The sequence below is a fragment of the Acinetobacter sp. YH16040_T genome (assembly GCF_024605785.1).
Classification (GTDB): Bacteria; Pseudomonadota; Gammaproteobacteria; order Pseudomonadales; family Moraxellaceae; genus Acinetobacter; species Acinetobacter amyesii.
On the sequence record NZ_CP094541.1, the window covers coordinates 2,476,940 to 2,490,882 of the forward strand.

The following is a 13,943-nucleotide window of genomic DNA, read 5'->3' on the forward strand; positions in this document are numbered from 1 at the left end:
ATTGTATTTTCAGGTTATAGTAAAACTACACATCCCTTTGGAACTCTAGAAACTTTTCATCATGTTGCCCTTCTTTCCTACACTCATCCGACTGTTAAAACTTGAAGGTTTTAAATATCGATCCCTCACGGCAGGTGAAATATCCATGTGTCGCAGTGTGTTTGGGGATTTGATTCAATATGAGCAAGTGAAAGTGATGAATCACCCTTTTTTGCCTTGGCAATCTGCGCATGTGGTCATGGCGCCTCAGGGGTATATCCATGCACGAAATTTACTGTTTAAAGCGGACTATGCCAAAGCGTCCTTAGGATATCGCGCCCTGTTTATTCATGAGATGGCCCATGTTTATCAATACCAGCAGCAGATCAATGTTTTGGGTCGGGGTGCTGTTTTACAGATGGCGTATTTCTTTAGTTTTAAAAAATATAATCCATACCGCTATACCCTCAAAGCACACAAGGCATTTTTTGACTACAACATTGAGCAACAAGGTGACATTGCACGTGACATCTATTTAAAGCGAATTAAAAATATTATTTTATATCCAGAACTTGTTCATCAAATTGAGCTATAAAGCTTCCATGCTCTGTAGCGAATATTTTTAGATAAAATTGAATATCGCCTGATCATTCTATTTCACACTATTGCTCGACCATTGACGCTATTTTGAGTACAAAAAAACAGCATTAATATTTACTTTATGGCACATAAGCTCAGCTAGGCTTTTAAAAGCTATGAATACCTCTAGTATCTCGCTTAAATTCAGATAAAATAGGTTCACCTTATTTTTTTGCTTTGCATCAAAACAAGTGAATTATCATACGATGATGGTGTTTTGTTTTCGCCTTTCGGCAGTATTTTTCGTATCTAAATACACTCGCTGAATAATCACAATAATACAAATCAGTGTGTTAAGTGTATTCACCTATAGGAATAGGATTTAGTTGGAATGAATAGTTTTAAAATTGCACTTGCTCAGTTCTCTCCGCATATTGGTAACCTAGAATCAAACGCAGCAAAAATGCTTCAACAAGCCAATGTTGCAAAAGAACAGAACGCAGATATTATTGTTTTTCCGGAACTTTCTACAGTTGGTTATCCTGCTGAAGATTTATTATTACGTCCAAGTTTAAATAAACGTACACAGCAAGCTTTTGAACAATTAGCGAGCATTAAGGACATCGTTTTAGTCTTTGGTTTTGTAAATCAAACTGAAGATGGTCAGCGCTATAACTCTGCTGCTGTCATGAAAAATGGTCAAGTTCTCGGGATTTACAATAAACAAAATCTTCCAAACTATAGCGTTTTTGATGAAAAACGTTATTTCAGTGAAGGTCATCAACACCTTGTCTTTGAATATTTAGGTCATAAGTTTGGTGTGTTGATTTGCGAAGATGTTTGGGCATTACCAACTGTTCAACAGCTTGCTCAGTTAAATGTTGAAACCGCTTTGGTTTTAAATGCTTCACCTTATGAAGTTGGTAAACCACAGCATCGCATTGAAACCATGGCTGCATTGACCAAACAATTGAACATCAATTTGGTTTACTGTAACCAAGTGGGCGGTCAAGATGACCTTGTCTTTGATGGCACAAGCTTTGTGATGAACAATTCAGGTGAAGTTGCATTGCAAGCACCGAGTTTTGTTGAAGATCTATATATCGCAGAATACGATGCTGAACAAAAAGCCTTTAAAACAGGTGCAATCACGCCTGTATTAAATACCATGGCTGAAATCTACCAAAGCCTTGTAATCGCAACCCGTGACTACGTACAACGTTCAGGCTTCCCTGGCGTGATTTTAGGTCTATCTGGTGGTATTGACTCAGCATTAACTTTAGCGATTGCTGCCGATGCGATTGGCGCCGATAAAGTTCAAGCGGTCATGATGCCATATACTTATACTGCACAAATCAGTGTTGAAGATGCGGCTGAACAAGCCAAGAATATGGGCGTAACTTTTGGTATTGCCGAAATCAATCCAATTGTGAATGGCTTTATGCAAACCTTATTCCCTTTCTTTGGCGCTGCACCGACTGATGCGACTGAAGAAAACCTACAAGCGCGTTCTCGTGGTACGTTGCTAATGGCCTTATCGAACAAGTTTGGCAATTTAGTCCTTTCTACAGGGAACAAGTCTGAATTATCTGTTGGTTACTGTACATTGTACGGTGACATGGTCGGTGGCTTTGCAGTTCTTAAAGACGTTTATAAAACGATTGTATTTGAACTAGCAAAATACCGTAACAGCATTTCAGAAACACCAGTGATCCCTGAACGTGTAATTACTCGTCCACCTTCTGCGGAACTTCGTCCAGATCAGAAAGACCAAGACTCATTACCTGAATATGAAGTATTGGATGCCATCTTGTATGCGTATATCGAAGAAGACATGAGCCAAGATGACATCATTGCCAAAGGTTTTGATGCTGAAGTCGTGAAAAAAGTCATCCGTTTGGTTGATCTAAACGAATACAAACGTCGCCAAGGCGCGATTGGTCCACGTATTAGCTCACGTGCATTTAGCCGTGAACGACGCTACCCAATCGTGAATGGTTGGAAACCGGGTATCTAATTACTCGATTCAAATTAAAAAAAGCCCAGTTCTATAACTGGGCTTTTTTATAGGCGCAAAATACGCAGCAGTAAGAATAAAAAATAATTGAGATGTGTATTTCAAAAGTTAGGACATCAATTCATAACATCAAAGATTTGAGTTCTCTTTTATTTCTACATTAACATCGTAAATAGATTATTTTATTAGTGCTGTAATTATTTCAATCTATTTGACTTTTTCTAGGCACAAAAAAAGAGACCAAGCTGAGAGCTTGGTCTATAAAAATGGTGGCTATGACGAGACTTGAACTTGTGACCCCCGCATTATGAGTGCGGTGCTCTAACCAACTGAGCTACATAGCCGTAAACTGTGGTGGCATTATCTAGATTTCACACATTATCGTCAAGCATTTTTGTTTGCAATTGTTCAGAGTTTAAACAAGCAAAGTTCAAGATGTTACTATTTAAGCAAATTATGCTATTTTTAGCCCTATTTACTATATTTTTTGATTAAAAATTAGAGTTTTATCATGCAATTCAATTCGATAAAAAAAGCCTGTCTGACCCTCAGCCTTGCCGTCATGACCTTAACGGGCTGCCAAATCGTCTCACCTATTTTTGTTGACTATAATGGTGTGCGACGTGATGTGGCGACTTGGATTAATAAACAGCCTTTATTGAGCATGCAACAAAAGCGCAGCATGGCTCAACTTAGCCGAGCACAGCAATCAATCATTCGTCTCGACTTCAATGATCAGGAGAAATTAGTCAGTGTTGCGCGCGCTAATGAAGCTGCGATGTATTGTGCCAATCAGCATTTATCAGCGCGACAAATTCAACGCCTGCAAAAACAGATTTTCCCTGAAGATGCGTTGCATAAATTAAGCTTGCTTGAGCAACAAGCGTTGCATATTACCCTGACAGAGCAAGAGAAACGGTGTGATTGAAACCATGTCCACTGATGGATGAATTATCTAGGCTCAATTTTTTCAGCACCAAATTGTCTTACAATCTAGACATAGCTGCTTACATTATTGAGCATTTTTGCTATCGCTAAGCGAGGTGAAAACAAGTCTATATTTTTGCAATATTTTTATTGCAAATTTCGCAATATCCTTATGAATTTACTTGGTTTTATTCCCAAATAAAAAAGCGTATGATGAAACTATGATCAATGTAAGTAGCGCTTTTTTTCAGGTTTTTCCATCCAAATTCAATTGATCAGATAAGGAGAAATAAGATGGCTTTAAATAATATTTTAGTTCCAGTGGACGGTTCAGAAACTTCTTATGCTGCGGTGGCTAAAGCTGTCGAGTTTGCAAAAACTTTTGGCAGTAAAATTACTGTGGTTCAAGTACTGACGCTCGATCCATATATTGCTGCAGAGTATATTTCAGCAGCGCAAACCAATGATTTAATTGAACGTGCTCGTGCATCGATTTTAAATACACTTGAAGAAGCAAAAGCGAAATTTTCAACTGAAGGTGTCACTGTTGAAACTCGCTTACTTGAAGGTCAAGTGGTGCATACTGAACTGGTTAAAGCTGCAGAAGAAACACATGCGGACTTGATTATTATTGGTTCACATGGCCGTACAGGGATCAAAAAATTCTTCTTGGGCAGCGTAGCTCAAAGCGTACTAGGTGCTTCAGACATTCCTGTTTTGGTTGTACGCAAATAAGCCATTAGATTTATAGCTTAAAAAAGCCTTCTGATCCTAGAGGGCTTTTTTATTGACTGCGTCATCAATATAAAAAACGCTTGTTGAAGGCAAGGATTTTTTAGGGTAACCATTGATATTGTTTCAATGAGATGCGTCCATTCACCACAAAGACATTTTCAGCTGCCAATTTCAATTGCTGGATATTTTCACCTTTTTCATTGCAACGCTGCGTGCTGATTTTTCCCTGAGCATTCACCACCCGATGCCATGGGATCGTTGATGTTGTATCTAGATGCTTTAGTACATAGCCAACCAGTCGTGCATGCTTAGGTAAACCCGCTAATTTGGCAATTTGTCCATAAGTGGCAATCTTTGCTTGCGGTATCAATTGAATGACCGACAAAATTTGCGTTGCCAATTCATCACTCTGCTTCATCTGATCTCCTTTGAGCCGCATAAAAAAAGAGAACCCGAAGGTTCTCTTTGATTAATACTTAATTTTGACAGATTAGTACAGTAATTGGTTGTGATCGATTAAGTCTTGCAAAGTCACATCGGTATTTTTCAAAGTGAGTAATTCAACTTTATCGCCAAATTTAGACCCTGTTCCATCACGATCAATGCTGATCACGGTGTTGCCCTTGCCATCAGATTTCACCGAAACAAACTGATCAATATTCGACTGATTGGCATTTTGACCTTGTAACAAGGCTTTGATATTCACTTTATCGCCTTCAGACGCATTAAAGTCATTCCAAGTATCATGTCCATTGCCACCCGTTGCATCTGCTTGATCCAATACTTTATAAATAACCGTATCAATGCCCGCTTTGGTGGTGAATTGATCATTGCCCGCAGTACTGGTGATTTCATCGTTACCGACACTTCCTGTGAAGTTCACACCTGCTTTAATGGTCAATGTTGCCGCTGAAATATCACCGTTTGGTGCAACCAGTTTATACGTAAACTGTTCTGCTGCACCTGAGGCAAGATTCATATCTTTAAGGGTATAGGTGTAACTACCATCTGATTTCACCACCATTTCGCCATATTTCGCCGTAATGGTTGTACCCGTCGAACTCACTTGGGTAAAGGTTAAGCCACCATCTTTAGACACATACAAATCTGTATATTTTGAAGCGACAGTATCAACACCAAATCCATCATTATCGGTTAATAAATTGCCTGTGGTTGCAGCATTCGCAGCAAATTTTACGGTAAAGCTATCAAGGTCAATAATGCTCCGTGAAATGACCGCCGATACACTGCCGCCCAAGCTTATGCCTTTATTGGTTACGGCTTGAATCGTATAGGTTCCTGCTTTCAATCCAGTGACCGTGACAGAATTACCATTTGGTAGTAGACCAATAACATCCACTACTGTTGAAGCTCCCGAAGTCGCAACTAATTTACCTTTTTCGTCGTAGACGTTAATCGTGGTATTACCCAGTAATGAAACCAGTTGTGAAGAACCAAAGTCAACTTTGATGTTCTCTACCGTACCGTCTGCAACGGTGATTTTGGTCGAACCTGCTTTCGTCCCACCAAATCCAATCGACCAACTGTAGCTAATTGAATTTGATTGACCTGTAGATACGGTATTCGATGCATCAAAACCGATCATGTCAACATTGTTAGTAGCAACAACTGTACTTGCATGATCTTTTGGCTCCGCTGCATTCCAATTCAATGCCAAATCGCTTTGCGTTCCAATGTGAATTATCAGGTCAGCACTACTTGCTTTGCCCGAAACCGGATCAACCACGGAATAGCTAAACACTTCTGCCTTACCAATCGCTGTGACATCAGCTTTCGGTTTATAGCTATACGAGCCATCTTGATGAATGGTTAATGTGCCATAGTTCCCTTTGACTGTGGTCGTACCATTGATCAATTGGCCATTGATACTGTTGACGATTGCACCTGCTGGAACAGCGTCCTGACCATAAAGTGCATCATGATCTGAGATGACATTTCCTTTGGCTTCTTCTACATGGCTCACTTCAGGTTCTACTGAAGTATCAAACACTTTTAACGATAGATTTGCACTGACCGATGTTGCAAGACCAATAGCCGAACCACCGACAAACTCAAACTTATATTCACCTGATTGTAAGTTTTTCGCGCGTACAGCCGTTTCTTCGCCAAAGATGCCGATAAAATCTAATAAACCATAGTCTTTATTCGACGCGATCAGCTTCCAGCTACCATCGGCATTTTTCACAAATAGTCGCATTTCTGCTTTATCAAACAGGTTGATCAATGAACCTGTATGTACACTGATCGTTGCCTCACCAACTTCTTGATCCCCGATAGAGAAGTAACCTGTATGTACTTTTGAACCAATATTAATCAGATCAAAAACATTGAATAGTTTATTGGTACGGACTTCTTCAACTGGATATTCAAAGTTGATGTTAGCATTGACTAGATTATCTGCTGCGTGAATGCTAACAGTTGGCGCGATTAATTCTTGAGGTGCAGACTCACCACCATCATCTTTCGCAGTCACTAAAATGTGCTGACCATCTGTCACTGCTGGCTGTAAGACAACTTTGAAATTGCCTTCAAGATCAGCAATTGCAGAGCCTAGAATGGTTTTAGCATCTGCGGCATACACTGTGATATCCGAACCCGCTTCGGCATGACCCGTGACCACAGCACCTTGACTATCTAAAGTTGCAAATGGTGTTGCTGGTGCGTACAAGTCTGGTGCCAATGCTGGTGTAGCTAAAGATTCGCCACCTGCATCTTTTGCGGTCACTTTCACTTGCTCGCCATCCACAAGTGCAGGTACAAGTGCAATTTGATAATAACCATTGGCATCCGCAGTCGCTGTACCCAATGGGGTTGTGCCTTTGCTACCACCGTATACGGTAACAATGGCAAAAGCTTCGGTCACACCTTCCACAGCAGAACCTGTTGCATTGACTTTCGCTGTCGGTGCATCAGGGGCAAATAGATCTGGGGCTTGCGCTGTGATTGCTGGTGATTCACCGCCTGCATCTTTCGCCGTGACGTTTACTTGCTCACCATCCACCAAAGCAGGCTGAAGTTGAACGCTATACACCCCATTTGCATCGGCTACAGCCGTCCCAAGCTTTTGCTTCGAATCAGAGGCATATACCGTCACTTCTGAACCCGGTTGAGCTATACCAAAGACAGTAGAGCCATCTTTTTGGTTCACTTCCGCAGTTGGAATTACCGGCATAGTTGCATCCATTAAATCATCTGATGCATAACCTTGATTCCCTGCTTGATCAGTAGCAGTCGCTGTATATGTGCCTTCTGCTGCTGTTGCAGGAATTTGTGCGATGAAATGATCATTGGCATCGACACTAACATCTATATCTTTGCCTTGTGGATCAGTTATAGAAACTTTCGCACCTGATTCAGTTTTACCTGTAATGGTTGCAGAGCCATCTGGATTTGATGTGACTTTAAAATCATCGATTTTCGGCGCAACTTGGTCATCTAGATCTGCTGTTGCAGAACCTTGATTTCCGGCTTGATCTGTTGCTATTGCAGTATATGTCCCTTCCGCAGCAGGTGATGGAATCGTTGCTGTGAAATGACCGTTGGCATCTACACTTGCAGGATAGGTTTGACCGTCTGGCGTAGTAATTTCAACACTTGCACCCGGTTCAGTTTTACCTGTCACCGGTGCAGAACCATCGGCATTTGCATCAACTTCTAGATCATCGATTTGCGGTGCAACTTGGTCATCTAAATCTGCTGTTGCAGAACCTTGATTTCCAGCATTATCCGTTGCCGTTGCGGTATAGGTACCTTCTGCAGCAGGCGTTGGAATCGTTGCTATAAACTGACCGTTGGCATCCACGCTTGCAGGATAGGTTTGACCGTCTGGCGTAGTGATTTCAACGCTTGCACCGGGTTCAGTTTTTCCTGTCACCGTTGCAGAACCATCGGCATTTGCATCGACTTCTAGATCATCGATTTGCGGCGCAACTTGGTCATCTAGATCTGCTGATGCAGAACCTTGATTTCCTGCTTGATCTGTTGCTGTTGCGGTATAGGTACCTTCTGCAGCCGGTGATGAAATCGTTGCTGTAAACTGACCGTTGGCATCAACTGTTGCAGGATAGGTTTGACCGTCTGGCGTAGTGATTTCAACGCTTGCACCCGGTTCAGTTTTACCCGTTACCGTTGCAGAACCATCGGCATTTGCCTGAACCGCAATACTCACTTCAGCAGTGCTATCAATTGTTGTGCTCGTCGCTACTTTTTGACTCGAGTTTCCGGCAGCATCTTTCGCAATCGCTTCAATATGATAAAGACCATTTGCCAGATGTGATTTTGATTGGTAACTCCAGTTGCCTTGAGCATCAACAAGTGCCTGTCCTGTTTCTACCACATTTCCGAGTTGATCTTTCACACTTACGGTAACAGTTACACCTTTTTCAGTTTTTCCACTAAAACTTGGAGATGGATCTGTAATAACACCGACATCATGAATATCAATAAGTGGTGGAATGGTATCGACAATAAATTGTTTAGTTGATGGTGCACTGATATTACCAGCGATATCTTTCGATATAGCTTCTAAAGTTAATAATCCTTCTGGTAAAGCAACCGATGGTGTATACGTCCATTTCCCTGTTGCCGTATCAAGTTTCGCTAAGCCTGAATCCAATAAATTATTTTCAGCATCATAAATATTGATCAGAACTTCCGTACTTTTGCTCGATGTGCCAGAGAAAGTCTGTTTATTGTTGTTGGTTAGTGGAATTGACGGTGTGGATAACGTCGTCGCTCGCATAACAAATGTAGCGAGCGGAGCCACAGCTGGAGCTGCAAAGAAATCAAAATCATCAATATCAACAGTTGGCGGAGTCGTATCGATTTCAAACCCATCATTTGCTTCAGCTGTATTACCTACTCTGTCCGTTGCAATTGCAACAGCCGTATATTCACCATCATCTAAATTACGAGGAGGTGTAAATGTCCAAGCACCGTCTGCAAATACACTTGCTTGGCCTTCAAATTTCACCACGCCTGCAGAGTCTTTAATATATACGTAGACAGATGCACCCGGCTCAGTTTCTCCACTGATCGTTGGTGTTTGATCATTTGTTATGATTAGATCATCGATAGTAATGGTCGGTGCTGTGGTATCCACACTCGCCACGCTATGTGAAGCTGTCGCGGCTTGACCTGCATTGCCTGCCGCATCGCTATAGCTACCTGCAGCAATATCCAACTTAACGTTTGCCGTACTTCCATCGTTGCCATTCGCCACGACTTTAGCAGTCCAACTTCCATCGGCTTGTTGTGCTAAGTCTGTCAGTTTTCCGCCAGTGACCTGTACATCGTCCGCATCGAAACCAATGACTTTTTCACTGAAGCTGATTTTCACATCGCCATTATCCGCAATGCTAATCGTTGCTGTTGGGGCTGTGCTATCGATACTTGCCACGCTATGTGAAGCAGTTGCGGCTTGACCAGCATTGCCTGCCGCATCGCTATAGCTGCCTGCAGCAATATCCAGTTTCACGGTCGCTGCACTACCGTCAGTGCCATTCGCCACAACTTTACCGATCCAACTTCCATCGGCTTGCTGTGCTAAGTCTGTCAGTTTTCCGCCAGTGACCTCTACATCGTCTGCATCAAAGCCAACGACTTTTTCACTGAAGCTGATTTTCACATCGCCATTATCCGCAATGCTAATCGTTGCTGTTGGGGCTGTGCTATCGATACTTGCCACGCTATGTGAAGCTGTGGCTGCTTGACCTGCATTGCCTGCCGCATCGCTATAACTTCCTGCAGCAATATCCAGTTTCACGGTCGCAGCACTACCATCTGTGCCATTCGCCACGACTTTAGCAGTCCAACTACCATCGGCTTGTTGTGCCAATTCTTTGAGTTTTCCACCAGAAACTTGTACATCGTCTGCATCAAAACCGACCACTTTTTCACTGAAGCTGATTTTCACATCGCCATTGTCAGCAATCGTAATCGTTGCTTTTGGTGCTGTACTATCGACACTTGCCACGCTATGTGAAGCTGTCGCTGCTTGACCTGCATTGCCTGCCGCATCACTATAACTACCTGAAGCAATATCGAGTTTAACGGTCGCTGCACTACCATCTGTGCCATTCGCCACGACTTTAGCAGTCCAACTACCATCGGCTTGTTGTGCCAAGTCTTTGAGTTTGCCACCAGTGACCTGTACATCGTCAGCATCAAAGCCAACGACTTTTTCACTGAAGCTGATTTTCACATCGCCATTATCGGCAATCGTAATTGTTGCTTTTGGTGCTGAACTATCAACAGTCACTTGGGTCTTTACATCATCACTGATGTTGCCAGCTTTGTCTTTTGCATTAGCAGTAACTTGATATCCACCATCCGTTAAATTTGCCTTAACGCTATAGCTCCAATCACCTTTCGCATCCACTGTCGCGGTACCAGTCTCGATAACATCTCCGTTCGGCGTTTTAACTGTAACCATCACGGTAGAACCAATTTCAGTTTTGCCTTTTACATCAGGAGTTACATCATTGGTGAGTACTGCATTTTGGATTTCAATTACTGGATCAGTGATATCAATCACGAAGGTTTTAGATGCTGGGCTACTGATATTACCGGCTGCATCTTTTGATACAGCTTCAAGCACATAATAGCCTTCGAGCAATTCATTCGCAGGCGTATAAGTCCATTTACCTGTAGCGGTGTCTAGTTTCGCTAGTCCTGAATCGATAACTTTATTATTGGCATCACGCAGGTAAACCGTCACTTCTACACTTTTGGTTGAAGTTCCAGAGAATGTTGGCTTCGTTTGATTGGTCTGCGGAACGTTTGCAGGCACGCTTAATGTGCTTACACGAGAAAAGGCTGCAGCAAAATTCGATGTACCAAATAAATCGTCAATATCAACCGTCGGTAAAGTGGTATTAACCGTTCCGATTGCTGTCTGTTGATTACCCGCAGCATCAGTTGCGGTCACAGTCACTGTATAATCAGCTTCGGCAACAGGTGAATCTGGAATAAATGTCCAAGCACCATCTTTTACCGTTGTCGTACCAGCAATATCCTTGCCATTTGAATCTTGTACTTGGACTTGAAGATTCGCATCTTCATTCACAGTACCTGTAAAATTAGGTTCTTTAAAATCGTCAATCGTGACAATTGGTGCTGTAGCATCTATTGTAAATGATGTGTCTGTGGCACGACCTGTATTACCAGCAGCATCTGTAGCAATGGCCTCAACTGAGTATTCTCCATCAATCAGGGTTTTATCAGCACGATAACTCCACTGATCACCGATGACCTCTGCTTTTCCTTGATTAACAATTTCGCCTTTACTATCTCTGATAACAACGCTAACGGCAGTGCCAGCTTCTGTTTTACCTTTAAATGAAGGCATTGAATCCTGAGTTAAAGTTGTATCTTCAATAGATATTTCAGGATTAATCGTATCTTTTACACCAATCACTGTAGTTGGATCAGAAGTATTGCCTGCTGCATCTTTTGCTGTCACTTGGGCTGTTTCACCATCGGTCACTGCAGGCGATATAGGGATTTCAAACTCACCTAAACTATTTGCAGTACCTGAACCAATTAATTTGCCATTTTCATCACGGACTTCAACTTTTGCCCCCGGCTCAGTTTTACCCGTTACTACCGTGCCATCTTCATTTAAAGTTGCATTAGGCGCATCAGGTTTGGTGGAGTCTTTGGCAGTAGCTTCCGTCGGTTCTGACTCATTGTCTGCTTTATCTGTCACAGTAACATCAACAGTTTCACCATTGGTTAATGGATCTTTAAGTTCAACATCAAAATTCCCTGATGAATCCACTGTACCCGTGCCAATGACTTTGCCATCTTGATCTTTCACTTCTACAGCAGTACCCGGCTCACCTTTACCTGTGACATGTTCACCATCATCTGTGATGACCACATCTTTAGGTGCATCCGGCTTGGTCGTGTCTTTTGCAGTAGCTTCTGTTGGTTCTGACTTATTGCCTGCTTTATCTGTCACAGTGACATCAACAGTTTCACCATTGGTTAATGGATCTTTAAGTTCAACATCAAAATTCCCTGATGAATCCACTGTACCCGTGCCAATGACTTTGCCATCTTGATCTTTCACTTCTACCGTAGTACCCGGCTCACCTTTACCAGTGACATGCTCACCATCATCGGTAATCACCACATCTTTAGGTGCATAAGGTTTGGTCGTATCTTTACCACCTGTTACGGTAGTTGGATCAGAAGTATTGCCTGCTGCATCTTTTGCTGTCACTTTGGCAGTTTCACCATCGCTTACTGCAGGTGATACCGAGATTTCAAATTCACCTAGACTGTTTGCTGTTCCTGAACCAATTAATTTGCCATTTTCATCGCGTACTTCAACTTTTGCACCCGGCTCAGTTTTACCCGTTACTACCGTGCCGTCTTCATTTAATGTTGCATTAGGCGCATCAGGTTTGGTCGTGTCTTTACCACCTGTAACGGTAGTTGGATCAGAAGTATTTCCTGCTACATCTTTTGCTGTAACTTTGGCAGTCTCACCATCAGTCACTGCTGGCGATACTGGGATTTCAAATTCACCTAGACTGTTTGCAGTTCCTGAACCAATTAATTTGCCATTTTCATCGCGCACTTCAACTTTTGCACCCGGCTCAGTTTTACCCGTTACTGCTGTACCGTCTTCATTTAAAGTTGCATTAGGCGCATCAGGTTTGGTGGTGTCTTTTGCAGTAGCTTCTGTTGGTTCTGACTCATTGCCTGCTTTGTCTGTCACAGTGACTTCAACAGTTTCACCATTGGTTAAAGGATCTTTAAGTTCAACACCAAAATTACCTGATGAATCCACTGTGCCTGCGCCAATGACTTTGCCATCTTGATCTTTCACCTCTACCGTAGTACCCGGCTCACCTTTACCTGTGACATGTTCACCATCATCGGTAATTACTACATCTTTAGGCGCTTCAGGTTTAGTCGTATCCTTAGAACCACCAGATGAATCAGATCCACCACCAATAGCCGCACCCAATAAACCAGCACCGGCTGCTCCCGTAATCCAAGGTAAAATTACACCTGTCAAAGAATCGTTATAGAGCAGCGGTTCAATTTCATCTAAAGGTTGGTACTGAATAACATCCGCAATATCACCGTTGACTGTTGTAAATTTGGCCCAATACAATGTGCCGTCTTCATCCTCAAATACCAAACTATTATCTGGTGTCGCCTCACTAAAATAGTTTTGTACAGTAATCACTTCCCCATTTTTTAAGGTGATTATTGCGTCAGCACCATTCTTTGTAATTGAAGCAACATCCTCTTTCCGGATTTTGACTACGATGACAGAATTTTCTATAAGCCCAATTTGATTGGATTCAACTTGATCCAAAACTTTATGACTTTCTTTAGAAATGACAGAAATTTGCGGCATAGGTAAAACCTCATTTATTTGTATTAGGGCCGTTTTTATGCTTTTTGGTTTTGTAATGAGTTATTGGTGACTAATAATTTCTTTAATTACAACTCATTAAAAATAATTTTTTAATTGTGTGCGTTATATCACGCTTTGTATTTATTTTGCACAATTGCTTGAATATTGTATTATTTTTATCAATAGGCTCAGATTTTAGATCCATCTTTATACAAGTAATAACAAACACTTATTTGTGTGATGCAAGTCACAATAATACCGATGAATGACTAGTCATAATTTCACGCATTTTGATGTTACTTGGTG

At 41.9% G+C, this 13,943-nt stretch carries 6 protein-coding genes and 1 tRNA gene; 4 read left to right on the plus strand and 3 right to left on the minus strand.

Features of this window, described 5'->3' with window-relative positions:
* Nucleotides 1–61: 61 nt before the first annotated feature.
* Entirely contained in the window at nt 62–574 is a 513-nt protein-coding gene (locus MST16_RS12210) for a hypothetical protein (protein WP_218946173.1), read from the plus strand.
* A 375-nt stretch (nt 575–949) separates the two neighbouring features.
* On the plus strand, nt 950–2,575 hold the full coding sequence (locus MST16_RS12215; protein WP_180011027.1) for an NAD+ synthase: 1,626 nt from the start codon (nt 950–952) through the stop codon (nt 2,573–2,575).
* Nucleotides 2,576–2,842: 267 nt separating this feature from the next.
* On the opposite strand, the gene MST16_RS12220 is transcribed toward MST16_RS12215, so the two are convergent.
* A tRNA-Met gene (locus MST16_RS12220) sits at nt 2,843–2,919 on the minus strand.
* Nucleotides 2,920–3,086: 167 nt separating this feature from the next.
* On the opposite strand from MST16_RS12220, the gene MST16_RS12225 reads away from it, so the two are divergent.
* Both MST16_RS12225 and MST16_RS12230 read left to right on the plus strand, forming a co-directional pair.
* Nucleotides 3,087–3,503 (plus strand): hypothetical protein, encoded by a 417-nt coding sequence (locus MST16_RS12225; RefSeq protein WP_078193001.1) that lies wholly within the window; start codon nt 3,087–3,089, stop codon nt 3,501–3,503.
* 293 nt (nt 3,504–3,796) lie between these two features.
* On the plus strand, nt 3,797–4,237 hold the full coding sequence (locus MST16_RS12230) for a universal stress protein (RefSeq protein ID WP_078189919.1): 441 nt from the start codon (nt 3,797–3,799) through the stop codon (nt 4,235–4,237).
* A gap of 100 nt (nt 4,238–4,337) precedes the next feature.
* Here the strand turns inward: MST16_RS12230 and MST16_RS12235 are convergent, their stop codons facing one another.
* Nucleotides 4,338–4,655 carry an MGMT family protein gene (locus tag MST16_RS12235; protein WP_180011029.1) on the minus strand — a complete coding sequence of 106 codons (318 nt, stop codon included), beginning with the start codon at nt 4,653–4,655 and terminating at the stop codon, nt 4,338–4,340.
* A gap of 72 nt (nt 4,656–4,727) precedes the next feature.
* Nucleotides 4,728–13,637, minus strand: a complete 8,910-nt coding sequence (locus MST16_RS12240) for a BapA/Bap/LapF family large adhesin (RefSeq protein ID WP_180092283.1) — start codon at nt 13,635–13,637, stop codon at nt 4,728–4,730.
* Between the last annotated feature and the right edge of the window lie 306 nt (nt 13,638–13,943).